At 52.4% G+C, this 22,803-nt stretch carries 24 protein-coding genes and 1 riboswitch; of the genes, 22 read left to right on the forward strand and 2 right to left on the reverse strand.

Annotated elements, in window-relative coordinates; all coding sequences use genetic code 11:
- Positions 1-21 precede the first annotated feature (21 nt).
- Complete coding sequence (locus BBR47_RS06555) at positions 22-1,440, forward strand: LeuA family protein (RefSeq protein ID WP_012684964.1); 1,419 nt, start codon at positions 22-24, stop codon at positions 1,438-1,440.
- A gap of 100 nt (positions 1,441-1,540) precedes the next feature.
- Here BBR47_RS06555 and BBR47_RS06560 read toward each other — a convergent pair whose 3' ends face one another.
- Positions 1,541-2,233: a M15 family metallopeptidase gene (locus BBR47_RS06560; RefSeq protein ID WP_012684965.1), complete on the reverse strand. Its 693-nt coding sequence runs from the start codon at positions 2,231-2,233 to the stop codon at positions 1,541-1,543.
- Between the two features lie 183 nt (positions 2,234-2,416).
- Positions 2,417-2,633: riboswitch (cobalamin riboswitch) on the forward strand.
- 31 nt (positions 2,634-2,664) lie between these two features.
- On the opposite strand from BBR47_RS06560, the gene BBR47_RS06565 reads away from it, so the two are divergent.
- The 21 genes from BBR47_RS06565 to BBR47_RS06665 are packed head-to-tail and all read left to right on the forward strand — an operon-like array spanning position 2,665 to position 21,908.
- On the forward strand, positions 2,665-2,844 hold the full coding sequence (locus BBR47_RS06565) for a hypothetical protein (protein WP_041749286.1): 180 nt from the start codon (positions 2,665-2,667) through the stop codon (positions 2,842-2,844).
- 27 nt (positions 2,845-2,871) lie between these two features.
- A complete protein-coding gene (gene cobO, locus BBR47_RS06570) occupies positions 2,872-3,420 on the forward strand; it encodes a cob(I)yrinic acid a,c-diamide adenosyltransferase (protein WP_012684967.1) in 549 nt (182 codons plus the stop codon).
- Positions 3,417-4,532, forward strand: coding sequence for a threonine-phosphate decarboxylase CobD (gene cobD / locus BBR47_RS06575; protein ID WP_012684968.1), 1,116 nt, complete (start codon positions 3,417-3,419; stop codon positions 4,530-4,532). Before cobO ends, cobD begins: the two co-directional genes overlap by 4 nt.
- Positions 4,529-5,068, forward strand: a complete 540-nt coding sequence (gene cobU / locus BBR47_RS06580) for a bifunctional adenosylcobinamide kinase/adenosylcobinamide-phosphate guanylyltransferase (RefSeq protein WP_012684969.1) — start codon at positions 4,529-4,531, stop codon at positions 5,066-5,068. Before cobD ends, cobU begins: the two co-directional genes overlap by 4 nt.
- Positions 5,065-5,805 (forward strand): adenosylcobinamide-GDP ribazoletransferase, encoded by a 741-nt coding sequence (cobS, locus tag BBR47_RS06585; RefSeq protein WP_012684970.1) that lies wholly within the window; start codon positions 5,065-5,067, stop codon positions 5,803-5,805. The genes cobU and cobS overlap by 4 nt, the downstream gene beginning before the upstream one ends.
- Positions 5,802-6,434 carry a histidine phosphatase family protein gene (locus BBR47_RS06590; protein ID WP_012684971.1) on the forward strand — a complete coding sequence of 211 codons (633 nt, stop codon included), beginning with the start codon at positions 5,802-5,804 and terminating at the stop codon, positions 6,432-6,434. Before cobS ends, BBR47_RS06590 begins: the two co-directional genes overlap by 4 nt.
- The gene (gene cbiB, locus BBR47_RS06595) at positions 6,431-7,381 is read left to right on the forward strand and encodes an adenosylcobinamide-phosphate synthase CbiB (RefSeq protein WP_012684972.1); all 951 of its coding nucleotides are present in this window, start codon (positions 6,431-6,433) and stop codon (positions 7,379-7,381) included. The genes BBR47_RS06590 and cbiB overlap by 4 nt, the downstream gene beginning before the upstream one ends.
- A 27-nt stretch (positions 7,382-7,408) precedes the next feature.
- The gene (gene cobJ, locus BBR47_RS06600; RefSeq protein ID WP_012684973.1) at positions 7,409-9,166 is read left to right on the forward strand and encodes a precorrin-3B C(17)-methyltransferase; all 1,758 of its coding nucleotides are present in this window, start codon (positions 7,409-7,411) and stop codon (positions 9,164-9,166) included.
- Positions 9,167-9,202: 36 nt separating this feature from the next.
- The gene (locus tag BBR47_RS06605; protein ID WP_012684974.1) at positions 9,203-10,141 is read left to right on the forward strand and encodes a sirohydrochlorin chelatase; all 939 of its coding nucleotides are present in this window, start codon (positions 9,203-9,205) and stop codon (positions 10,139-10,141) included.
- A gap of 12 nt (positions 10,142-10,153) precedes the next feature.
- Positions 10,154-10,927, forward strand: a complete 774-nt coding sequence (gene cobK, locus BBR47_RS06610) for a precorrin-6A reductase (protein ID WP_012684975.1) — start codon at positions 10,154-10,156, stop codon at positions 10,925-10,927.
- A gap of 2 nt (positions 10,928-10,929) precedes the next feature.
- Positions 10,930-11,580, forward strand: a complete 651-nt coding sequence (locus BBR47_RS06615; RefSeq protein WP_012684976.1) for a precorrin-8X methylmutase — start codon at positions 10,930-10,932, stop codon at positions 11,578-11,580.
- Between the two features lie 4 nt (positions 11,581-11,584).
- A complete protein-coding gene (locus tag BBR47_RS06620) occupies positions 11,585-12,721 on the forward strand; it encodes a cobalt-precorrin-5B (C(1))-methyltransferase (protein WP_012684977.1) in 1,137 nt (378 codons plus the stop codon).
- The gene (gene cbiE / locus BBR47_RS06625; RefSeq protein WP_012684978.1) at positions 12,684-13,913 is read left to right on the forward strand and encodes a precorrin-6y C5,15-methyltransferase (decarboxylating) subunit CbiE; all 1,230 of its coding nucleotides are present in this window, start codon (positions 12,684-12,686) and stop codon (positions 13,911-13,913) included. The genes BBR47_RS06620 and cbiE overlap by 38 nt, the downstream gene beginning before the upstream one ends.
- The gene (gene cobI / locus BBR47_RS06630; protein ID WP_012684979.1) at positions 13,910-14,620 is read left to right on the forward strand and encodes a precorrin-2 C(20)-methyltransferase; all 711 of its coding nucleotides are present in this window, start codon (positions 13,910-13,912) and stop codon (positions 14,618-14,620) included. Before cbiE ends, cobI begins: the two co-directional genes overlap by 4 nt.
- The gene (gene cobM, locus BBR47_RS06635) at positions 14,620-15,399 is read left to right on the forward strand and encodes a precorrin-4 C(11)-methyltransferase (RefSeq protein WP_012684980.1); all 780 of its coding nucleotides are present in this window, start codon (positions 14,620-14,622) and stop codon (positions 15,397-15,399) included. Before cobI ends, cobM begins: the two co-directional genes overlap by 1 nt.
- Positions 15,399-16,544, forward strand: a complete 1,146-nt coding sequence (locus BBR47_RS06640) for a cobalt-precorrin 5A hydrolase (RefSeq protein ID WP_012684981.1) — start codon at positions 15,399-15,401, stop codon at positions 16,542-16,544. Before cobM ends, BBR47_RS06640 begins: the two co-directional genes overlap by 1 nt.
- Positions 16,541-17,917 carry a cobyrinate a,c-diamide synthase gene (locus BBR47_RS06645; protein WP_012684982.1) on the forward strand — a complete coding sequence of 459 codons (1,377 nt, stop codon included), beginning with the start codon at positions 16,541-16,543 and terminating at the stop codon, positions 17,915-17,917. The genes BBR47_RS06640 and BBR47_RS06645 overlap by 4 nt, the downstream gene beginning before the upstream one ends.
- Positions 17,910-19,427: a cobyric acid synthase gene (locus BBR47_RS06650; RefSeq protein ID WP_041749287.1), complete on the forward strand. Its 1,518-nt coding sequence runs from the start codon at positions 17,910-17,912 to the stop codon at positions 19,425-19,427. Before BBR47_RS06645 ends, BBR47_RS06650 begins: the two co-directional genes overlap by 8 nt.
- A complete protein-coding gene (cobT, locus tag BBR47_RS06655) occupies positions 19,427-20,467 on the forward strand; it encodes a nicotinate-nucleotide--dimethylbenzimidazole phosphoribosyltransferase (RefSeq protein WP_012684984.1) in 1,041 nt (346 codons plus the stop codon). The genes BBR47_RS06650 and cobT overlap by 1 nt, the downstream gene beginning before the upstream one ends.
- On the forward strand, positions 20,464-21,249 hold the full coding sequence (gene cobA, locus BBR47_RS06660) for a uroporphyrinogen-III C-methyltransferase (RefSeq protein WP_012684985.1): 786 nt from the start codon (positions 20,464-20,466) through the stop codon (positions 21,247-21,249). The genes cobT and cobA overlap by 4 nt, the downstream gene beginning before the upstream one ends.
- A 23-nt stretch (positions 21,250-21,272) precedes the next feature.
- Positions 21,273-21,908 (forward strand): precorrin-2 dehydrogenase/sirohydrochlorin ferrochelatase family protein, encoded by a 636-nt coding sequence (locus BBR47_RS06665; RefSeq protein WP_012684986.1) that lies wholly within the window; start codon positions 21,273-21,275, stop codon positions 21,906-21,908.
- A gap of 54 nt (positions 21,909-21,962) precedes the next feature.
- Here BBR47_RS06665 and BBR47_RS06670 read toward each other — a convergent pair whose 3' ends face one another.
- A complete protein-coding gene (locus BBR47_RS06670) occupies positions 21,963-22,742 on the reverse strand; it encodes a GNAT family N-acetyltransferase (RefSeq protein ID WP_012684987.1) in 780 nt (259 codons plus the stop codon).
- Positions 22,743-22,803: the final 61 nt, after the last annotated feature.

Raw genomic sequence — 22,803 nt, forward strand, 5'->3', positions numbered from 1 at the left:
ACTCGTAAGGATGTGCTGGAAATGAAGCCGTTTCAAATTTTGGATGCAACACTGCGAGAAGGAGAGCAGCAAGCAGGCGTTCGCTTCACATGCGAAGACAAGATTCGCATACTGCATCTCTTGGAAAGCTATCAAATAAACCTCATAGAAGTGGGCCATCCCGGAATTTCTGCTCTGGATGAAGAAATCTGCCGAAAAGTGGCTCAATCGGCAAGACGAGCGCAAATACTAATGCATGCGAGAGCTACTGTTGAAGAAGTACATGCTGCAAAGCGCGCCAAAGCAGACTGGGTGGGGATATGGGCTTCCATTAATGATGTGTCTATCCAAACCAAATTCAGACATCACGAGGAAAGCTATATACTTGAGAAAGTCCAACAAGCAGTTATCGAAGCAAAAAAGCTTGGATTACAGGTTAGATTCACGATTGAAGACGCTTCACGGACAGAGTGGGAAAAGATATCCAGCTTAGGTTATGCTGCTTTGCAGGCAGGTGCAGATCGCATTAGTTTGGCAGATACTGTCGGGATTTGGGAGCCTGATACATGCAAAAAAATCGTAACTCGTGCCATTGAGGAGTTTGGATGCGAAATTGAAGTTCATCTGCATAATGATTTCGGTCTTGCTCAAGCGAATGCGCTGGCGGCTATTGATGCAGGCGCTTCTGTCATTGATGCGACAATTTTAGGGATCGGTGAAAGAGCAGGCATTACTGACTTGATCCAGCTTACTGTTGCGTTGCAAAAGCTGCGAAATGATCATCGATATTCTTTGGATAGAATTCCCGAGCTTGTCCAAGCGATACGTCTGACGACAGGGTATAGGCCGGACGAACTGCGCCCTATCACCGGGCAAAATGCCTTTACGCATACATCGGCTTACCATGTCCAAGCCGTAAAGAGAAATTCCAAAGCGTATGAGCCATTACCTCCCGAAACAATTGGAAGAACACGGCTTCTCGAAGAAAAGCGTCCTCCAATAGGAAGTCCAAAGCTACCTGTTTCCTTACAGGTAGGAAAGCCGTTTCCCAAAGGTGCTTCAGAGCTACAGTATCATCGTGACGGTCCAGGGATACGCTGGGTTATGATGGATTCGCGTGTTGATGAGCGAGCCTCATTCTATGTGATCCAAAGGATATTTGGACTATGCGATTTGTCCGGTATTCCTGAAAAGCATGTAGACAGACATGCGCATCATTGTGACAGTGCCTTCCTCTTTTGGGGAGATGCACCTGATGGCACTGGGCTGGTGTGTCATGTTCAACTCGGTGAAGAAGAGAAGACTGTTGAGAGTCCAGCGGCTATTTTTATCCCAGCAGGGGTCGAGCATTCCTATCACTATGTGTCTGGTCGCGGAACTTATACAAATATTGTATTGTCACCTGAATACAACAAAAGCCTTTTGGTTTCAGCAGCTTCTTCTGAAATACCAGTGAGCTAAAAGGTACAGGAATTTATTGAGGAGTGGGCGGCCATCTGGGCATGAGTACGGTATAGACCGGGCTCATGCCTTTTTCGGCTGAATACTTGAGTATTTGTGGTTACATCGACAAAACCCCGCCATAGATCGGCTCCTGCTGCGTTTTTTGTCCCCACGTGCGCGTACCATACTCAAAATGCCACCACTCCTGCGGATAGTTGACGAATCCGGCAGTAGTCATCAAATGATAGAGCAGTCGGCGATTGTCTCGAATCTCGATGTCTTTTTGGGTAGGCTGTACGAGTTCTTCATAATGGCAAGTATCAGCTCTTTCACTGAAATCATCGAAGGCTGTGCCCATCTCCAGCCAGCCATCAGGTCCTGCGATAGTCAGATCGACGGCACCACCGGATAGGTGCGGGGACGGTTTGGAGAGGTCTGTTGTTGGATACGCAACGAATTTGCTCAATTCTTCCGTGAGGGCGGGTCCTTCCTGCCAGCCTTGTAAAAGCAAGGCTTCACGGAAACGCTCATACAGCGATGCCTGTACCTCGAACGAGCGCCAGCCGTCCAGCACGACGAGCTTGTAGCCAACTGGCAGTTGCGCGGCTGCCGTAGCGAGCTTGCGTGCTGCCCCTTCTCGCAAAAAGGCTTCCGGCTGCGTTCCGGCATAGCCCTCGTGGTAGTAGGCTGGATAGATCGTGATTTGTTCCGAAAGGGAAGAGAGGGGGATCATCGGTTCGTTGCATTCCTTGATCGGCAGTGGGCTGGGCAGGACCATGTCTGTTATTTTTGGAATCGGAGGATATAGCATGACTGCACACCACTTTCGATTGTTTTGCCAATAGGGTAACGAAAAACGTCAAGTAAGTAAACGGTCATTATCTTAAATTTTCTGCCAATAGACACCTGCGAGGAATCGGCAGCTTTTGCTTGAATCCTCGGTAGCTTTTGCTATTATTAAAGCAAGTGCTTGTCAACGAAACGAATGACATTTACATATGGAAGAGAAACAGGTCCTTGTTTTTGCGAAACCGATTCGCAGGAGCAAGGTTAAAAGGGAAGTTTGGTGAAAAGCCAACGCGGTCCCGCCACTGTAAGAGAGTAGCTATTCTTCAAGGCATCATGCCATCCACTGCCCATCCGGGAGCGGGAAGGAGAAGAAGAGTGATGATCCTCAAGCCAGGAGACCTGCCTGTTTTATGTTTACACTGATTTCCTTCGGGTCAAAGGAAGAGGTGAGGATTGTTGCTTTTCAGCTATCCGCGCTTTGTTTTTCCTTACGTACTGGGGGAAACAGAGCGCTTTTTTTCTGTGAAAAACGTCTCGACGTTTTTCATAAAAGTGGATGCGACCGCTTGCGGTCAACAAAACGGTCATGACCGTTTTGTTGCTTCGGAAAGTATGGATAGAACAGCAGAGTAAAATACGTCACTTTTTGAGGTGGTCAGGATGGAGAAAAACGATAAGAAGCGGGGCTTGACCCTCGTTTACACAGGAGACGGCAAAGGAAAAACGACGGCAGCAGTCGGATTGGCTGTGCGGGCGACAGGGCGCGGAAAAAAGGTGCTGATGGTTCAATTCATCAAGTCGCCGGAGCGAACATATGGAGAAAAGATTATTTTTGATAAATTGGGCATTGAAATCGTGCAAATGGGCGTCGGCTTCACCTGGACAAAGACACCGGAGGAGCATCGTGAGGCATTGAAGGAAGCTTGGGCGTTTGCTAGTGAAAAGCTCTCTTCCGGAGCGTACGATGTCGTTATTTTGGATGAGCTGAATAATGCATTGGCGATTGACCGCTTCCCGATTGACGATGTGTTGCCATTGTCCGCTGTTTTGGAAGCGATTCAAAACAGGCCAAGTCATATCCACCTCGTGATTACGGGACGGGCAGCAAAGCAGGAGATCCTAGACATAGCAGATCTGGTGACAGAGATGAAGCCAATCAAGCATTACTACGATGAGGGGATTCCAGCTGTGCTGGGGGTAGAGTTTTGACAAGCGCAGGTGTAATAGAGACGTACGGTCATGGTGGAGACCTGCTGACCGCAGCGCAGCGCTTTGGTCGAGAGCCCGGGCAGTTTCTGGATTACAGTGCCAATATTAATCCGCTGGGGATGCCAGCAAGCGTCCGTGAGATGCTACTGGCTTCGTTGGCTGCTGTAGCGCATTACCCAGACCCTGGACATCGTGTGTTTCGTCGTGCGTTGGCCAAACGGCTGCAAATGTCGGAGGAATGGCTGCTGCCTGCGAATGGTGCAGCGGAGGCAATGGCACTGGCCATCCTCGGTCTTTCACCACAAACAGTTGGTGTGGTGTATCCTTGCTTTTCGGAATACGCGCAACTTTCCGAGCAGTATGGAGCTCGTGTCATTGGCTGCTTCGGGAAGGAAGCGAACGGGTACAAGCCCGATCCTGAAGAGCTGTATACACTTTTTGCGCAGACGGATCTCGTATTTGTCGGGTCACCTAATAATCCGACCGGAATCCTGTATCAACCGGATGAGCTGCGCCAAATGGCGGAATGGGCGCAAGAGACCAATACGTGGCTCGTCGTGGATGAGGCTTTTCTCGATTTTGTGGAGGAAGAGCGGCAGTATACATTGGCGATGCAGCTGGAGCGCTTTCCCCGTGTGATTTTGATGCGTTCGATGACGAAAATGTACGCGATCCCGGGATTGCGCTTGGGCTATGCGATTGCGCACCCGGATGTCATTGCGAAAATGCGCCAAAAGCAAGTGAGCTGGAGCGTGAATGCACTGGCCCTTTTGGCAGGAGAACTGTGCTTGCAGGAGCAGGCATACGAGGAACAGACGCGCAGGCTCATCAAAACAGAACGTGCGTATTTGACTGATTGCATCCGTAGTGAGTTGGGCTGGAAGGTGTGGCCTTCGGAGGCAAACTTTTTGCTACTGCGCTCGCCAGAAGGATTACCAGCAGAGCAATTGCAGGCACGGCTCGGCAAAAAAGGCGTTCTGATCCGCAACTGTGCGATGTATCCCGGTTTGACGGCCCATGATGTGAGAGTTGCCGTGCGTGGACGAGAGGAAAATGAACGACTTTTGGTAGCGCTTCGCGAGGTCCATGCGGAAGGAAGGGAACAGCGATGAGCTTGGTGCTGGTAACAGGCGGTGTCCGTTCAGGAAAAAGCCGCTACGCGGAAGAGCTCGCGATGACGTTGGGAAGTCGAGTCCTGTACGTGGCGACAGGCAAGGCTTGGGATGATGAAATGAAGCAGAGAATCGAGCAGCATCAGGCACGTCGTCCGCTGGAATGGGGCTGTGTGGAGGTAGGAGAGCGGTTAACCGATTACCACGCATTTCGTGAGCAGTATGATGTGGTGTTGATCGATTGTCTGTCCACTTGGGTGAGTAATCGATTGATGAGCGTGGAGGAGTCGGAATGGAGAAGTGCCTCACACACCCAAGCCCTGCTGCAGGAGGCAGAGGCGTGGCTGACCCTCGTTCAGAATTCCCCGCAAAAAGTCATTGCTGTCACAAGCGAGGTTGGATTGGGCGGTGTGGCCTTGAGTCGTTTGGGCAGATGGTTCGCGGATGTGCTGGGCGATGTCAATCAGAGAAGTGCGCGACAAGCGGACGCCGTCTACGCGGTTTTGTCGGGGATACCGTGGAGGATCAAAGGATGAATGCATTTTTACATGCGATCTCGTTTTTTACGCGTATTCCGGTCCCGTGGCTTCGTCCTTCTGAGGAGGCGTGGAGAAAAAGCGTCAACTGGTATCCCGCGGTTGGTTTGGTCATCGGTTTATTGCTATGGGGTGTGCATCAGGCAGGACTGGTGTTGTTTAGTCCATGGATCGCCGCCATTTTGACACTGATCGCATGGGTCTACGTAACCGGTGGTCTTCATATGGATGGGTGGATGGACCTCGCGGACGGTCTTGGCAGCAGCAGGCCGCGAGAGCAAATCCTTGCGATTATGAAGGACAGCCGTGTAGGTGCGATGGGCGTGCTTGCTGCGATTATGCTGTTGCTGATCAAGGCGGGTGCGGTCGCAGAGCTCGCACATCCGGGATGGGGCAGCTTTTTGATCGTAGCGCCAGTGGCAGCGCGGACGCATGTGCTTTTGTCGATCAAGCTCTGGCCGTATCTTTCGGCGGACAAAGGAATCGGAAAAGGCATCAGTTCCGGGCTTTCCGTTTCCTCTATCATCGTGAGCTACATCATCGTGTTCGCAGCAGGATGGTATCTTGGGGGCTTGCAGGTCATGACAGCTATTTTCCTGTCGCTGTTGTTTGCTCTATGGTTTTCACGCTCGGTTGCAAAAAAACTGGGCGGTTTAAATGGAGACTGCTACGGGGCTGTTATCGAAAGCAGTGAAGCGGTCGTTCTGCTCGTGCTAGTCGGGAGCTGGTGGTTATGAAACTGGTTTGGATACGTCACGGGGAGACAGACAGCAATCGTGAGCATCGATATTTGGGGCATAGCGACGTTCCTTTGAATGAGCGCGGGCATCTGCACGCGAGTGATTTGGCCAAGGAATTACCAGTGCTGATCGGGCGACCCGCTGCGATTTACTCGAGTGACCTGCTCAGATGCATGCAGACTGCCGAACCACTTGCAGCTACTTGGGGGCTATCGGTTATTTCGGAGCCAGCTTTGAGAGAGCTGTCTTTTGGCGAGTGGGAGCTGATGACCTACGATGAGCTAATGCAGTCGGACCCTGTGCGGGCCACGAGGTGGTACGACGATCCTTTTCGAAATCGACCTCCGCAAGGGGAGAGTCTGGAAGAGCTAGGGATGCGCGTGGATCGTTGGCTACGTTCCTTGTTGGAGAGAGCGGGCAAGGAGGAGACATCCGATACAGTCGTCATCGTCACACATGGCGGCGTGATCCGCTGGTTCCAGGCCGCCTGGCTCGAAAACAATCCTGACCAATATTGGCAGGTCGATGGCATGAAGCATGGAGAGGCACTGGTAGCTGAATGCCTGGATGCGGAAGAGAAGAGTTGGATGGCACAACCCTTGAAGAGTAAGAGAGGGACAACATGACAGAAATATGGGTATTATGCGCGGCCTACTTGATTGATCGGGTGGTAGGTGACCCCCGGGGCTTGCCGCATCCAGTGATCATCATGGGCTGGTGGATTACACGCTTGGAACAGGTCATACGTTCTCTCGTCAAAGAGGAGTCGCATTTGAAGCTGGCAGGAGTCCTGTTTCCGGTCGTGATCGTTGGCGGTAGCTATGCTGTGGTTTGGCTGATTCTGTGGGGAGCGACGTTCATCCATCCGGTGCTTGCCTGGATCTTGGGTGCCTGGTTGATTTCTACGACGATCGCGACAAAAGGCTTGGCCGATGCCGGGATGGAGATTGCCCGTCATCTTGTGGCTGGGGACATGGAAGCGGCGAGACGCTCCTTGTCCATGGTAGTCGGACGTGATACGGAGCAACTAGATGAACCGGAAGTATGTAGGGGAGCGGTAGAAACCGTGGCGGAAAACATCGTCGATGCGATTGTCTCTCCGCTGATTTTCGCAGCGATTGGGGGAGCTCCGTTGGCAATGGCGTACCGTGCCGCCAACACCCTCGATTCCATGGTTGGCTATAAAAACGAGAAGTATCTGAATCTCGGCTGGGCGTCTGCCCGCATTGACGATGTACTGAACTACATACCCGCCCGTTTGACGGCTTTGTTGCTTGTCACCGCAAGCTGGCTGCAGCGATTGGATGGGAAGCAGTGCTGGGCAATGATCAGAAGAGATGCGCACTTGCATCCGAGTCCAAACAGCGGTTTGCCGGAAGCCGGAGTCGCTGGCGCATTAGGCGTGCAGCTCGGGGGATTGAATTATTACCAAGGCGTTGCATCGAACCGGGCAAAAATGGGAGATGCGAAACGACCATTGCAGGCAAGTGACATAGTCGCGACGATTCGTTTGATGTATCTCGTTTCACTCTTATGTCTGCTCGTTAGTGTGATGATATCGATTTTATTATAAACAGGAAGCGAAAAGGGGAGGGGCCTTATGAGCGGCAAGTTGTTTGTGATCGGGTTTGGTCCAGGGAGTTTTGAGCATATCACCAAGCGGGCGCGGGAAGCCCTGCAAGAGTCCGATGTCATTATCGGCTATTCCACTTACGTAGATTTGATCCGTGGACTTTTGACGAATCAGCAAATCGTCAGCACAGGGATGACGGAAGAAGTGGCCCGTGCACGGGAAGCTGTACGTCAGGCGGAAGAGGAAGGCAAAAAGGTAGCGGTCATTTCCAGTGGAGACTCAGGTGTTTACGGGATGGCAGGTCTCGTATACGAGGTGTTGGTGGAAAAAGGCTGGACAGAAGCTACCGGCGTACCCATCGAAATCGTACCGGGCATCTCGGCGATCAATTCCTGTGGGGCGATCCTCGGTGCACCTATCATGCACGACGCATGCACGATCAGTTTGAGTGATCACTTGACGCCGTGGGAACTCATTGCCAAACGGATTGACGCAGCAGGGATGGCTGACTTTGTGATCGCGTTGTACAACCCGCGCAGCGGACGACGCACACGCCAGATTGTCGAAGCGCAACGCATTCTTTTGCAGTACCGCTCACCAGATACGCCGGTCGGTATCGTGAAAAGTGCTTATCGCGAACGCGAAACGGTTGTCGTGACGACCCTGGCCCAAATGCTGGAGCATGATATCGGCATGTTGACCACCGTGATTATCGGAAATACATCGACGTTTGTATACGACGGCAAAATGATTACGCCGCGCGGTTATCAGCGCAAATATACGCTGTCTGCCGATGAGCAGCCACTGAAGCCGCATCAGCGTCTGCGTGTAGAAAATGAGCCTTGGTCGCTCGAGGCCTCCGAGGAGAGCCTCGCGTCAGCTCCGGCAACACCAGCAACACCGAACACAGAAAGACCAGTAGCCGTTACCGAGGATAGAGTACCTGCTACAGAACCAGCAAATCGTGTAGCAACAAGCACGGCAGTACTGGAAGCACCGCCTGTAACAGAAGAAGCCGCACCAAAAGCTCCTTTCGCATGGGCCATGGAGGCATTGACGGCTATCAATGCGGCGAAAGGCATTGAAACCAAGCCAGCTGTAGGCCAAGTCAATCGTCCGGTGTCTACCTTTACGCCAGAGATGATTTTCGAATGCGCGGTAAGTCCGGGTGTTGCCAACAAAAAAATCACGCCGCTGCAAATGATGGCGATTGCCGAGGTGGCAGGAGAAAAAGGCGAGATCGAATACACTCCACACCACCAAATGATTTTGCGCGTGCCCACTGCCAACCCAGAAAGCATCACTAGCCATTTGCGAGAGCTTGGATTGATTCTCAGCCCGATCGGAGACGTTTTACAGGTAAAAGCGTGTGATTTCTGCGACGGCGAGAAAAAAGACAGCATCCCATATGCCGAGGAGCTGCACCAAAAGCTTGGTGGAAAAGAAATGCCAAAAGAACTGAAGATCGGCTTCAACGGCTGCGGGATGGCGTGCTATGGCGCGGTTCAAGAGGATATTGGGATCGTATTCCGCAAAGGAAAGTTCGATTTATTCCTAGGAGCAAAAACGGTGGGACGCAATGCACACTCCGGTATTCCGGTAGCAGAAGGCATCGAAAAAGAAGAGATTGTTCCACTCGTGGAGCGAATCGTGAACCGATTCAAAAAAGACGCATTTCCGAATGAGCGGTTCCACAAGTTTTTCCAACGTGTAGGTGAGCTGGAGGGCTTTGCATGGTACGAGCCAGCAAAAGCTGAAATCGAGAATGCTGCATGCGGAGATTAATGCAAGAACACCGAATAAAAACGAGGGGGACATAAAATGGACGCAGTATTATTTGTAGGTCATGGAAGCAAGGACCCGGAAGGCAATGAAGAGATTCGCCAGTTTGTGGCGACGCTAACACCGGACTTGGATGTACCGATTATTGAGACGTGCTTTCTGGAGTTTGCCCGTCCTGACATGCTGCAAGGCTTGAATACATGCGTGGCTCGGGGGGCAACCCGCGTGGCGGTGATTCCAATCATCCTGTTCTCTGCCGGACATGCGAAAATTCATATTCCGGCTGCCATCGACGAGGCAAAGGAGCTGCACCCACACGTTCAGTTCATCTACGGACGCCCGATCGGCATTCACGACGAAGTCATCAATATTTTGACCGCTCGCATGGAAGAGGCAGGCTTTGCCTCCGGGGAAGACAACGATGACTTGGCTGTACTTGTAATCGGACGCGGTAGCAGCGATGCAGATGCCAATAGTGATATTTACAAAATGTCCCGACTGTTCTGGGAGCGCTACAAAGCCAAGTGGGTAGAGACCGCCTTCATGGGCGTGACATATCCCTTGTACGACGAGGGCGTTGAGCGCTGCCTGAAGCTGGGTGCAAAGCGCATCGTACTCTTGCCGTACTTCTTGTTCACGGGTGTGTTGATTAAACGGATGAGTGACCAGCTGGAGAAGTTCCGTGAGCAATATCCAGAAGCCGAGTTCGAAATGGCCGAGTATTTTGGCTTCCATCCGTTGTTGAAAGAAGTGCTCAAGGATCGTGTCGTGGAAGCGTTGCACGGTGAAGTGAAGCTGAACTGTGATACCTGTCAGTACAGGCTGGCGGCGATGGAGCACATCGACCATCACCATCACCACCACGATGACGAGCATGGACATCATCACCACCATGGTCACCATCATCATCACGACCATGACCATGACCATGACCATGACCACAAGCATGATCACAAGCACGACCACGTTACCAAGTAGGAGGAAGACAGCATGATTCTGGTACTGGCTGGAACGAGCGACGCGCGCGAGTTGGCTTTGCAAATCAAGGACAAGGGCTACGATCTGTTAACGACAGTTGTCACCGACAATGCTGCGAAAAGTATGGAGGAAGCGGGTGTGCCCGTTCAGGTCGGACGCCTGACTGCTGACGATATTCAGCAGCTGATCCAAGACAGAGCCGTCCAATGCGTAGTCGACGCGAGTCACCCCTTCGCAGAGGAAGCCTCCAAGAATGCGATGGCAGGTGCGCAAGGCGCGGGAGTCCCATACATTCGTTACGAGCGGGAAAGCCTCTCTTCACCGGGCAGTGAAAAGCTGATTGTAGTAGAAGACTACGTCCAAGCGGCTGAACTGGCGGCTGAAAAGCGCGGTGTCATCATGCTGACGACGGGCAGCAAGACGCTGAAAACGTTCACGGATCGGCTGTTGGGCTTGCCGGACACGACGCTGGTAGCCCGCATGCTGCCACGTCTAGACAATATGCAGAAGTGCGAAGAGCTCGGTGTTGAGCAAAAAAACATCGTCGCGATGCAAGGCCCTTTTTCCAAGGAGCTGAATAAAGCGCTCTACGAGCATTATGGTGTCACGCTGATGATCACCAAGGAGAGCGGCAAGGTAGGTGCTTTTGATGAAAAGGTGGAAGCGGCACTGGAAATGGGCATCGAAACAATCGTCATCGGTCGTCCAAAGATCGATTATGGAACGAAGTTTTCGGATTTCGAAAGCGTATTGACTCAACTCAAACAAGTGACTGGAGGAAACTAACCATGGATTTCAAAACGGAATTTAAACCGATGACTGTACAACCGCAAGAGATTGAGGACTTGAGCTTTCAAATCATTACAGATGAGCTGGGTGAGCATTCCTTTACAGAAGAACAATATCCAGTAGTACAACGCGTCATCCATGCATCCGCAGACTTTGACCTTGGACGCAGCCTTGTTTTCCACCCGGACGCAGTAAAATCGGGAATCGAAGCGATCCGCAGCGGCAAAATCGTCGTAGCAGATGTACAGATGGTGCAAGTCGGCATCAGTAAAAACCGCATTGAAAAATTCGGCGGAGAAGTAAAGGTGTACATCTCTGACCGCGATGTGATGGAAGAAGCGAAGCGTCTGAATACGACACGTGCGATCATTTCCATGCGCAAAGCGATCAAGGAAGCAGATGGCGGAATCTTTTGCATCGGAAACGCACCTACGGCACTCCTGGAGCTGATCCGTATGGTGAAGGAAGGCGAAGCAAAGCCAGGTCTGGTGATCGGGATGCCAGTTGGTTTTGTATCCGCGGCAGAATCCAAGGAAGAGCTGGCGAAGCTCGATATCCCATTCATCACAAACATGGGACGTAAAGGCGGAAGCCCAGTAACGGTAGCAGCTTTGAATGCCATTTCGATTATGGCGGAACGGTTGGGCTAAGCAGATGGCAGCCAAAGCAGCAACGGACGAGAAAGAGGCAAAACCCCTCCGCCATGGATATACGACTGGATCATGTGCAACGGCGACAACCAAGGCTGCTTTGATCGCGCTGATTACTCAGGAAGAGCAAAGCCAAGCGACGATTCGCCTGCCAATCGGCGAGGATGTCACCTTTCTGATGGAGAGCTGTGATTTTTCATTGGAGAGGGCGACAGCAGGCACGATCAAGGATGGGGGAGACGACCCAGACGCGACACACGGTGCCCTTATTCTCTCTACGGTGGAATGGTCGGATGAGCCCGGCATTATTTTGGATGGCGGACTCGGTGTGGGACGGGTGACCAAGCCAGGGTTGCCTGTTCCGATTGGCGAGGCAGCGATCAATCCCGTCCCGCGCAAAATGATCAGGGAAACCGCGCAGGCTGTTCTGGATGAGTACGGGACCCAGCGCGGGATCAAAATCGTCATCTCCGTGCCTGCGGGTGAGGAAATCGCCAAAAAAACCTTGAATGGACGACTCGGCATACTCGGCGGCATCTCCATTTTGGGGACGCGTGGAATCGTGGTGCCGTTTTCCACTTCTGCTTACAAGGCAAGCGTGGCACAAGCGGTCAATGTCGCCAAGGAAGCCGGCTGCGATCATATTGTGCTGTCGACGGGCGGAAAGAGTGAATCCTACGGAGTCGCTACTTATCCAGAGCTGTCGGAAGAAGCATTCGTGGAGATGGGCGATTTCGTCGGCTTTTCCCTCAAGCAGTGCAAGAACAAAAAGATGCGCAAAGTGACCTTGGTCGGGATGATGGGCAAGTTTTCCAAGGTAGCGCAGGGCGTCATGATGGTTCATTCCAAAAGCGCACCCGTCGATTTCGGCTTCCTCGCTCAAATGGCAGCAGATGCAGGAGCACCGCAGGAGCGTATTGACGAAATTTTGGGAGCCAACACCGCTTCGCAGGTAGGCGATATGATGGTGGACACGCCAGCCTTTTTCGAGATCATGTGCGAAAACTGCTGTCGCGCTGCACTAAAGGAAGTGGGCGGCGGCATCGAGGTCGAAACCATCATCATCACAATGAAAGGGTCCCTGTTGGGAAGGGTGACGATCAATGACACAGGCGATGAAAGTAATTGGAATCGGGGATGATGGACAGCAGAGCCTGCTGCCGCTGTACCGGACTTGGATAGAGGAAAGTGAACTGTTAGTTGGAGGAGAGCGGCACCTCAGCTTTTTCCCGGAGTATACAGGGGAAAAGCGTGTACTAAAGGGCGGACTGACCGCGATGGTAGAAGAGCTACGCACAGAGACACGCAAGACGGTCATTCTGGCGTCAGGCGACCCGCTCTTTTACGGGATAGGTGGCTTACTTTCCAAAAAGCTGAACGTGGAGATTTACCCGCACCTCAGCTCCATTCAGCTCGCTTTTGCCAAAATGGGCGAATCATGGCAGGATGCGACATTGGCAAGTGTGCACGGACGTAGTATCAAAGGTCTGGCGCAACGGATCGACGGGAAGGATAAGGTCGCTCTTTTGACGGATCGGGAAAACTCGCCAGCAGCGATTGCCCGCTATCTCCTTTCGTTCCAAATGAATGAGTACGATGCGTTCGTGGCGGAGAACCTCGGCAGTGCCGAAGAGCGGACAGGCTGGTATTCCCTTGAGGAAATGGCTGATGGTAGCTTCTCTGATCTGAATGTCGTGATTTTGAAAAAACGTCGTCCAAGCCCGGTGTGGCCGTTTGGAATCGCAGACGAGGAGTTTTCCCAGCGCAAACCGGACAAGGGACTTATTACGAAAAAAGAAGTGCGCATTTTAAGCATTGCACAGCTGCAATTGCATGCGAAAAGCATCGTCTGGGACATCGGCACCTGCACAGGCTCTGTCGCCATTGAAGCGGCACGAATTGCGCGTGAGGGTGAAGTGTACGGCGTAGAGAAGAACGTGGACGATCTGGAAAACTGCCGCCAGAACATGGCGAAGTTTCGCACGGATTTGACAGTGATTAACGCACGCGCCCCACATGGCTTGGATGAGTTCCCGGACCCGGATGCCGTATTTATCGGCGGCAGTGGTGGAGAATTGCGAGAGCTGTTGAACATCTGCTGCACACGACTGCGCCCGAATGGCCGGATCGTGGTGAATGCAGCGACCATTGAGACATTGTACGAAGCGACACAAGCATTCGCGCAAGAAGGATTCGAGACATCGGTGACACTGGCGCAGCTATCGCGCAGCAAGCCGATTTTGTCCCTGACGCGCTTTGAAGCATTGAATCCGATCTACATCATTACGGCCTGGGCCAAGCAGGCAGAAGAACAAGGAGGAGACAGCAAGTGACTAAGATCGGAACATTGTACGGACTGGGAGTAGGTCCCGGCGACCCTGAATTGATTACCGTTAAGGCATTTCGTCTATTACAGCAATCACCAGTGGTTGCGTATCCGAAAAAACGGATGGGCAGCAAAAGCTACGCGCATCAAATCGCAGAGCTGTATGTGCAGACCCCAGACAAGGAAATGCTTGGGCTCGTATTCCCGATGACGCGGGACAAAGAAATTTTGGAGCGCGAGTGGAACAACACCGTGGAGATCGTTTGGGAGCGTTTGTCTGAAGGCAAGGACGTTGCTTTTGTAACGGAAGGCGATCCGATGTTTTACAGCACGTTCATCCACATGATGCGCGTCATGCATGAGGAGCACCCGGAAGTACCAATCGTGACCGTACCAGGCGTCTCTTCGTTTCTGGGAGCAGCTTCCCGCTTCAATCTGCCGCTGGCGGACGGGGAAGAGCAGATCGGCATCATCCCGGCAACAGAAGACAAGGAAGCCATGCGCAAAGCGCTTGAGAACCATGATACCGTCGTGTTCCTGAAGGTAGCAAAGGTACTGCCAATGATCATTGGCTTGCTAAAAGAAATGGGGCTGGCTGAAAAGGCAGCGGTCGCGACCAAGGTCACTTCCTCCGAGGAAATGGTTTGGACCGATATGCGTGAACTGGAGCGGGCAGAGCTTAGCTATCTTACACTGATGGTGGTGAAAAAATAATGAAACTGTACATAGTGGGAGCGGGTCCCGGCGACCCTGATTTGATTACGGTAAAAGGCTTGAAGCTGTTGCAAAAGGCAGACGTCATTATGTATACCGATTCCCTCGTGAACGAGGACTTGGTAGCAATGAGCAATCCCAATGCAGAGGTACTGCAAAGCTCGGGTATGGCATTGGAAGAAATGGTAGAGCTGTTGGTAGACCGGATTCATAGCGGAAAAACAGTCGTACGCCTGCATACAGGTGATCCGTCCATTTATGGCGCGATTATGGAACAGATCGCCCTATTGAAAGAAAAAGGCATCGAGGTAGAAATCGTTCCAGGTGTGAGCTCAGTATTTGCGGCAGCGGCAGCAGTAGGAGCCGAGCTGACGATTCCTGATCTGACACAGACGATCATCCTCACCCGCGCGGAAGGTCGCACACCAGTGCCTGAAAGAGAAAAGCTGCGTGCGCTTGCTGAGCATCATTGTACGTTGGCTCTGTACCTTAGCGCGACTTTGACGAAAAAAGTAGTCCGTGAGCTGGTCGATGCAGGCTGGAGCGAGGATACACCAGTAGCAGTCGTACAACGTGCAAGCTGGCCGGATCAATTGATCGTTCGCACCACGCTGAAAAATTTGGACGAAGACATGGGCAAAAATGGTATTCGCAAACACGCGATGATTTTGGCTGGCTGGGCATTGGACCCGAACATCCACGACAAGAGCGAGCAATACCGTTCCAAGCTGTATGATAAAACCTTTACACACGGGTTCAGAAAAGGTGTGAAGGAATAATGAAGATCATCGAACTGATCGAGGGAGAAATCCCTGTTATCGAGCAGCGCGGAGACTATGCGATCGTCGCGATCACGAAGCACGGTGTAGAGATGGCACGCGATCTGGCACAGAAATTCCCTGGGACAGACCTGTACTACATGAGCAAGTTCGAGCGCGGAGATGAGGAAGCGCGCGGCATCCAGCTGTTTTCCAACAGTGTCCGGATGCTGTTTCCCGCTCTCTGGCCTGCTTATAAAGGCTTAATCATCATTATTTCGCTGGGTGCGGTTATTCGGATGATCGCACCTTTACTCGAAGACAAAAAGAAAGACCCGGGTGTCGTCGTCGTCGATGACCGTGGGGAGAATGTCATCAGTGTGCTGTCTGGCCATTTGGGCGGTGCCAATGAGCTGGCTCGCGAGGTAGCGGCAGTCATGGGGGCTCGTCCGATTATCACCACAGCATCAGACGTACAAAAGACGATTCCCGTCGATCTATTCGGTAGACGTTTTGGTTGGGAGTGGGATTCCGCTGAAAAGCTGACCCCTGTCAGTGCTTCTGTCGTAAACGAGGAGCGCGTAGCTGTCATCAATGAATCCGGTGAACGCGACTGGTGGATGCATGACACACCGATGCCACCGTCCATCAAGGAATACGCGACAATCGCTGAGGCACAAGCCGATCAGCCGCAAGCTGCTCTCGTCGTTTCTCATCGCTTGCTCACACCGGAGGAACAATCGATTTTGGACAACGGCGTCCTTTATCGTCCGAAGGTAATCGTGCTCGGGATGGGTTGCAACCGGGGAACCTCAACAGAAGAGATCGAGGCTGTCATCAAGGAAACGCTGGATGAACTGCAATTTTCGATCAAAAGTGTAAAAGCACTGGCGACCATCGAGCTGAAAAAGGATGAAGCAGGTCTCATCGCCGTTTGCGAAAAGTACGGCTGGCCATTCGTCTGGTATTCGCCGGAAGAGTTGAATCAGGTAGAAATCAGCGATCCGTCTGATACCGTCTTCAAGTTCACGGGAGCGTACGGAGTGAGCGAGCCTGCCGCGAAGCTATACGCTGGCGCGGGCGAACTCCTTTTGACCAAGAAGAAGTCGGGCAACACCACCATTTCGGTCGGATTGATGCCCTATCATGAGGAGGAGCGTGCATGACGGACAGCCGCCGTATTGTGATTGCAGGAACGGGCAGCGGAGCGGGTAAGACAACCGTTACCATCGGACTGATGGCTGCTCTGAAAAGAAAAGGGCATACCGTACAGGGCTTCAAGTGCGGGCCTGATTACATCGATCCTACGTATCATACGGCTGTGACCGGCAGAGCCTCGCGCAATCTGGACAGCTTCATGCTGGAGCACGAGATCGTGAAGGAGATTTTTGTCTGCGGCAGCGAGGGTGCTGACATCTCGATTATTGAGGGTGTCATGGGCATGTACGATGGCAAGGAAGCGACCAGCGATAAAGGCAGCACGGCAGAAATCAGCATCCTGACTGGCTCTCCGGTTCTGTTGGTGGTCAATTGTCAGAGCATGGCGCGCAGTGCAGCTGCGATTGTCAAAGGCTTTCAACTGCTCAATCCACAGGCGAGAATCGTCGGTGTCATCGCGAACAAGGTCGGGAGTGAAGGGCATCACAAAATCGTGAAGGCAGCGATCGAGCAGGAATGCGGGATTCCGGTCGTAGGCTATCTAAAACGGGAGAATGAGCTGGAAATACCGGAACGTCATCTCGGGTTGGTGCCATCTGTCGAGCGTGGAGAGTTGACACCGCTGTTTGAAAAGCTGGCTGACTTGATCGCAGAGACAGTCGATTTGGAGCAAATCTGGGAACTGGCAAAGGCTGAGCCGCTGCAAGTAGAACCTACGCTGTTTGCTCCGCGAGAAGCGTCTGCCAATGTCACCATTGCTGTAGCGAAGGACCCTGCTTTTCATTTTTACTATCCGGAAAATTTGGAGCTGCTCGAAGCATATGGCGCGAAGCTTGCGTTCTTTTCCCCACTGGCCGGTGAGGGAGTGCCTGAGGACGCAGATGGCTTGTACATCGGGGGAGGCTTCCCGGAGGAGTTTGCAGCAGAGCTATCGCAAAATGAAGCGGTGAAACAATCGATCCGATCTGCGATTACAAAAGGCTTGCCTACCTTGGCTGAGTGCGGCGGCTACATGTTTTTGACAGAGGCGATCGTCACAACTGATGGCGACAGCTATCCAATGGTGGGGCTCATCCCAGGCAAAGTGACCATGCAGAAAAAGCTCGCAGCGCTTGGCTATCGGGAAGTGCGTGGCAAGGAAGGCAATTTCTTGATCGGCACCGAGGAACAGGCAAAAGGGCATGAATTCCATTACTCTACGTATGCTTCGGATCAAGAGCTGCCAGCAGCATATGAGACGAAAGGGCTCCGCGGTACGAAACCGGAGGGCTATGCCCAAGAAAATCTGGTCGCAGGCTATACTCACTTGCATTTCGGCTCCAATCCTGACCTGGTCGAACGTTGGCTGAGCCTTTGCGCGGAGGTGGCCGAGCGTGCCTAAGACCCTCCCGTTGATGGTGCAAGGTACCAGCTCGGATGCAGGAAAAAGTGCGATTGCAACAGCGCTGTGCCGGATTTTTGCCCAAGATGGCTACAAGACAGCTCCGTTCAAATCGCAAAATATGGCCCTGAATTCCTACGTGACGCTGGATGGAAAAGAAATCGGGCGGGCACAGGGCGTTCAGGCAGAGGCGGCAGGAATTCTGGCGACGACTGACATGAACCCCATTTTGATCAAGCCGACACGAGATTCCGAATCGCAAATTGTCGTTAACGGCGAGCCATACGGCAACATGAAGGCTTTTGCCTATCGGACGGAGTTTTATGACAAGGGCTTGCGGATCATTGAGGAAGCGTATCAACGACTCGCTAGCTCCTACGAGCGGATCGTCATTGAAGGGGCTGGCAGTCCGGCAGAGGTCAATCTGAATGACCGTGAGCTCGTCAATATGCGAGTCGCTCGTCTAACGAATGCGCCCGTCATTTTGGTGGCAGACATCGAGCGTGGGGGAGTGTTTGCCAGCTTGGTCGGTACCCTCCAACTGCTCGAGCCCGAAGATCGAGACCGCGTGGTCGGCGTCATTATCAATCGTTTTCGCGGTGATTTGACACTTTTGCAGCCGGGACTCGACTGGTTCGAGGAATATACGGGCAAGCCTGTCCTTGGTGTCGTGCCATTTATTCCAGACTTGTGGATCGATGCGGAGGACTCGTTGATTTTGCATCGTTATCAAGGGCAGCGTGAGACACCGCGGGAGATTGACATTGCGGTTTTGCGCTATCCGCGAATTTCCAACTTTACCGACGTGGACCCGTTTTTTGTAGAGCCGGATTGCCGGATGCGCTTTGTGACACGTCTGGAAGAGCTGGGGGAACCTGACCTGATTGTCTTGCCGGGCAGCAAGAACACACTCGAGGATTTGCAATTCTTACGAGAGACAGGTCTTGCCGCGGCGGTCAAAGACCTTCATCATAAAGGGAAGACGTATATCGTCGGTTTGTGCGGCGGTTATCAAATGCTGGGAGAAGCCATTCATGATCCAGCTGGGGTCGAGTCTCCATTACAGCAGCTTGATGGGCTGGGTCTTATCCCGATGATTACGACGATGGAACAGAAGAAAACGACTGTTTTGTCACGTGGAGAAGCAGTATTTGCGAAGGAAAAGCTGACGGTGGAAGGCTACGAAATTCACATGGGGCAATCGACTTATTCGCGCAATGATTTTCCTTTTATCCAGATGGAGGGGCGTACGGAGGGCTATTGTCAGGAGGAGCGGCAGTTGATCGGCACGTATTTCCATGGCCTGTTCCACAATGACCACTTCCGCACACTGTTGCTGAATGCCATCCGTGAGCAAAAAGGACTCTCACCGATTACGGATCGCCCATCTTTTGTCGCTCTACGAGAGCAGGGGTACGATCTGTTGGCGGATACTGTTCGTCGCCATGTGAAGTTGGATACGATCGAAGAGTACATGAAGGCTTTTCAAGAAAAAGAGGTGCAAATATAATGGCAGTCATTTATCCGGCGATTGAGCCACGAAATCAGGAAGCAAGTGAGCAAACGAGACAGCATGTGGATCAGTTGACCAAACCGCTTGGCAGCCTTGGTCGCCTGGAGCAATTGGCTATTGAGCTGGCTGGGATGACAGGTGAGACAATGCCTGTTGTAACACCGCCGGGCGTGCTTGTTTTTGCGGCCGATCACGGTGTGGCACGGGAAGGTGTCTCTGCCTATCCGCAGGAAGTGACAGCGCAAATGGTGCTGAATATGGTTCATGGTGGAGCTGGAGTCAACGTCTTCGCCAGACAAATCGGAGCCATTCAAAAAATCGTAGATGTCGGTGTAGCGGTCGAGATCGAAGCACCGGGTGTTTATCATAAGAAAATCAGAGCAGGCTCGGGCAATATGCTGAAAGAAGCTGCGATGACGGCAGACGAAGCGCAGCGCTCTATCACAGTTGGCCTCGAGATGGCAGAAGCAATGATCGGGGAAGGCGCCAAAGTCCTGATCGTCGGTGAAGTGGGCATTGGCAACACCACAGCCAGCAGTGCGATCCTGTCAGCCTTAACCGGAGCTGATCCTGAGCAAATCGTCGGACGTGGAACAGGGCTGGATGACGCAGGCTGGCAGCGTAAAAAGACAGTTGTTCGCGAAGCACTCGCCTTGCATCGCCCGGATGCGACCAATCCGTTGGACGTTTTGGCAAAAGTCGGCGGACTGGAAATCGGAGCAATGGCTGGGGCGATCATGGGAGCAGCCTCTCGACGTGTCCCTGTGCTGCTGGATGGCTTTATCGCTACGGTAGCGGCTTTGCTTGCTGTTCGAATGGAGCCACTCGTTGCTGATTACTTGATCGCGGGTCACCGTTCTGAGGAGCCGGGGCATGATTTTGTCCTGCAAGAATTAGGCAAGGAGCCGCTGCTCAGCCTGAAATTGCGACTGGGCGAAGGAAGCGGAGCAACATTGGCGTTTCCAATCGTGGAAGCAGCGACACGGATGGTTCGTGAGATGGCGACATTTGCATCAGCAGGAGTAAGTGACCGATGAGCGGCGCGGGGAAAGTCTATCTCGTAGGAGCTGGCCCTGGCGATCCAAAGCTGATTACTGTAAAAGGAATGGAATGCCTGCAAAAGGCAGAGGTGGTTGTGTATGATCGTCTGGCAAATCCAGCTTTGTTGGAGTACGCGCCACAGACGGCAGAACGCATCTACTGCGGCAAGCTGCCGGATCATCATACGATGAGACAGGAATCGATTAACGAGCTGTTAGCGGAAAAAGCGCTGGAAGGAAAAGTCGTCGTACGGCTAAAAGGCGGCGATCCTTGTGTGTTTGGTCGTGCCGGAGAAGAAGCACAGCATTTGGCTGAGCGAGGAATTGCCTTTGAAATCGTCCCGGGAGTAACAGCTGGAATTGCAGCCTCGGCGTATGCGGGTATTCCGGTGACACACCGCGATCACGGCTCGTCATTTGCTGTCGTGACGGGACATTTGCGTGAAGACAAACCGGAGCTGGCGGTAGAAAAATGGAGTGCTCTCGCGAATGGCATCGACACGGTTGCTTTTTACATGGGAGTCGCCAACCTGCCGTTGATCCGCACCCAATTAATCAAGCACGGACGCGATCCACATACGCCAGTAGCCGTCATCTCGTGGGGAACACTCCCGCAGCAAGCAGTAGTAACGGGTACCTTGGCTGATATTGAGGAACGTTTGGCCCAAAACAGCCACATCACGAATCCAGCTATCATTCTGGTCGGTGAAGTCGTGAAGATGCGTGAGAAAATCAACTGGTTTGAAGCTACGCTTGGAATCGAGCACGTGCAACAATAGGAAACCGAGGGGAGGGAACGCTTATGACGCACTATGCCATGATGGTCAATCTACAAAACAAGCGTTGCTTGGTGGTTGGTGGCGGGCAGGTAGCCGAGCGGAAAATCGGCAGTCTGCTTGCTGCTTGTGCGGATGTTACCGTTGTGAGTCCCTCCTGTACGGCAACTATTCTTGAATGGGCACACGCCAAGAAGCTGACGGTAGTACTGCGCCCCTTTACCCGACAAGACGTCGAAGAGGCAGTGCTCATCATCGCAGCGACGAGTGATCCCGCCGTCAATTTGGCGGTATACGAAGCGTGTCGTCCGCATCAGTGGATCAATATCGTTGATCGCCCAGACCTCTGTTCCTTTACCGTTCCATCTGTCGTTGCACGTGGAGACTTGCAGATTGCGATCTCTACAGGTGGAAATAACCCGGGACTGGCAAAGAAAATGCGCCGCCAGCTCGAAGAGTGGGTGGGACCGGAATACGAGGACTACACGCTTTTTCTCGGCAGCATGAGAAGACAAATACTCTCGCTGTCTGTGAGCGAAGCGGACAAACGAGCAATCTTGGCAGAGCTTTTGGACGACCGCTTTTTACAATGGACCAAAAATGGCGAAACCGACCGAAGAGATCGGGAGGCAGAAGCGCTGCTTACCATGACAAAAGAGTAGATTAACGCCAAAAATTGGATGGCTCCCACTAAGCGACTTGGTGGGAGCTTTTTTCTAGTTTTTTCGCCAGATCATTTCCAAATGCCTCCCGACCTCTTGAAAGCCGAGCTTTCTGTACATTTCCTGTGGCGTATCATCTGCATAGGTCGTCAAGTACATATGGGTGGCGCCGAGCTTTTTGGCGTCCTGCATCATGACCCGAATGATTTCCGTACCGAGTCCCCTACGCTGCCAGGCATCCAGTATAAAAAATTCCTCCATGCGAACGAGCTCCTTGTAAAGATGCCATTCACATGCGCCGACGGGCTCCTGATCGACAAAGCATACATACGGGATGATCTCACCGGTTTCATAGACCGCTCTTTTCCGGTTCGCTTTACGGACAGCAAAATCAGGATTGATCATAACCGAATCATAAGCAGTAAGGCAGCGAATGCCTGCTTCCATGACGTCAGTTGAATCTCCTCGTAAAACAGAGCATTGTGGATTCGGCGCCAGTTTATCGGCAACCTCCAGCGGAGCGAGCATGTACAGCATCGTATTCACTTCAAACCCAAGCTGAGTCGCAAAAGACACGAACTCTTCTGAAAAAGGTAGCGACGGGTGCAATTCCAGCTTCAAGTGGCCGAGCTGCTGCTCTTTGGCACGCCGAAGCTCTTGCTCGATATAAGCTTGTAGCCAGTCCTGCGTGGGCACCGACATGACTTCTGTATAATTATGGCTATACATGTCTGGGACAGATTCATCCCGATATACGCGCACTTGTGGATGCTCGGTTCGCGTAGAAAAAGCAAGGGCATAGCGCTCCTGCAAAGTAAAAATATTCGTGAGCATTCCTTTATTCCCCATTTCCTGATATGGTGATAGTTGTTTGAATACTTGTCTTCCCTAGAGT

This window comes from Brevibacillus brevis NBRC 100599 (assembly GCF_000010165.1).
Lineage (GTDB): Bacteria > Bacillota > Bacilli > Brevibacillales > Brevibacillaceae > Brevibacillus > Brevibacillus brevis_D.

Bases quoted from the DNA above. Each gene is read 5' to 3' on its own strand.
- BBR47_RS06555 (WP_012684964.1), top strand. From the start codon at position 22: ATGAAGCCGTTTCAAATTTTGGATGCAACACTGCGAGAAGGAGAGCAG.
- BBR47_RS06560 (WP_012684965.1), bottom strand. From the start codon at position 2,233: ATGCTATATCCTCCGATTCCAAAAATAACAGACATGGTCCTGCCCAGC.
- cobO (WP_012684967.1), top strand. From the start codon at position 2,872: ATGGAGAAAAACGATAAGAAGCGGGGCTTGACCCTCGTTTACACAGGA.
- cobU (WP_012684969.1), top strand. From the start codon at position 4,529: ATGAGCTTGGTGCTGGTAACAGGCGGTGTCCGTTCAGGAAAAAGCCGC.
- cobS (WP_012684970.1), top strand. From the start codon at position 5,065: ATGAATGCATTTTTACATGCGATCTCGTTTTTTACGCGTATTCCGGTC.
- BBR47_RS06590 (WP_012684971.1), top strand. From the start codon at position 5,802: ATGAAACTGGTTTGGATACGTCACGGGGAGACAGACAGCAATCGTGAG.
- cbiB (WP_012684972.1), top strand. From the start codon at position 6,431: ATGACAGAAATATGGGTATTATGCGCGGCCTACTTGATTGATCGGGTG.
- cobJ (WP_012684973.1), top strand. From the start codon at position 7,409: ATGAGCGGCAAGTTGTTTGTGATCGGGTTTGGTCCAGGGAGTTTTGAG.
- BBR47_RS06605 (WP_012684974.1), top strand. From the start codon at position 9,203: ATGGACGCAGTATTATTTGTAGGTCATGGAAGCAAGGACCCGGAAGGC.
- cobK (WP_012684975.1), top strand. From the start codon at position 10,154: ATGATTCTGGTACTGGCTGGAACGAGCGACGCGCGCGAGTTGGCTTTG.
- BBR47_RS06615 (WP_012684976.1), top strand. From the start codon at position 10,930: ATGGATTTCAAAACGGAATTTAAACCGATGACTGTACAACCGCAAGAG.
- BBR47_RS06620 (WP_012684977.1), top strand. From the start codon at position 11,585: ATGGCAGCCAAAGCAGCAACGGACGAGAAAGAGGCAAAACCCCTCCGC.
- cbiE (WP_012684978.1), top strand. From the start codon at position 12,684: ATGACACAGGCGATGAAAGTAATTGGAATCGGGGATGATGGACAGCAG.
- cobM (WP_012684980.1), top strand. From the start codon at position 14,620: ATGAAACTGTACATAGTGGGAGCGGGTCCCGGCGACCCTGATTTGATT.
- BBR47_RS06640 (WP_012684981.1), top strand. From the start codon at position 15,399: ATGAAGATCATCGAACTGATCGAGGGAGAAATCCCTGTTATCGAGCAG.
- BBR47_RS06645 (WP_012684982.1), top strand. From the start codon at position 16,541: ATGACGGACAGCCGCCGTATTGTGATTGCAGGAACGGGCAGCGGAGCG.
- cobT (WP_012684984.1), top strand. From the start codon at position 19,427: ATGGCAGTCATTTATCCGGCGATTGAGCCACGAAATCAGGAAGCAAGT.
- cobA (WP_012684985.1), top strand. From the start codon at position 20,464: ATGAGCGGCGCGGGGAAAGTCTATCTCGTAGGAGCTGGCCCTGGCGAT.
- BBR47_RS06665 (WP_012684986.1), top strand. From the start codon at position 21,273: ATGACGCACTATGCCATGATGGTCAATCTACAAAACAAGCGTTGCTTG.
- BBR47_RS06670 (WP_012684987.1), bottom strand. From the start codon at position 22,742: ATGCTCACGAATATTTTTACTTTGCAGGAGCGCTATGCCCTTGCTTTT.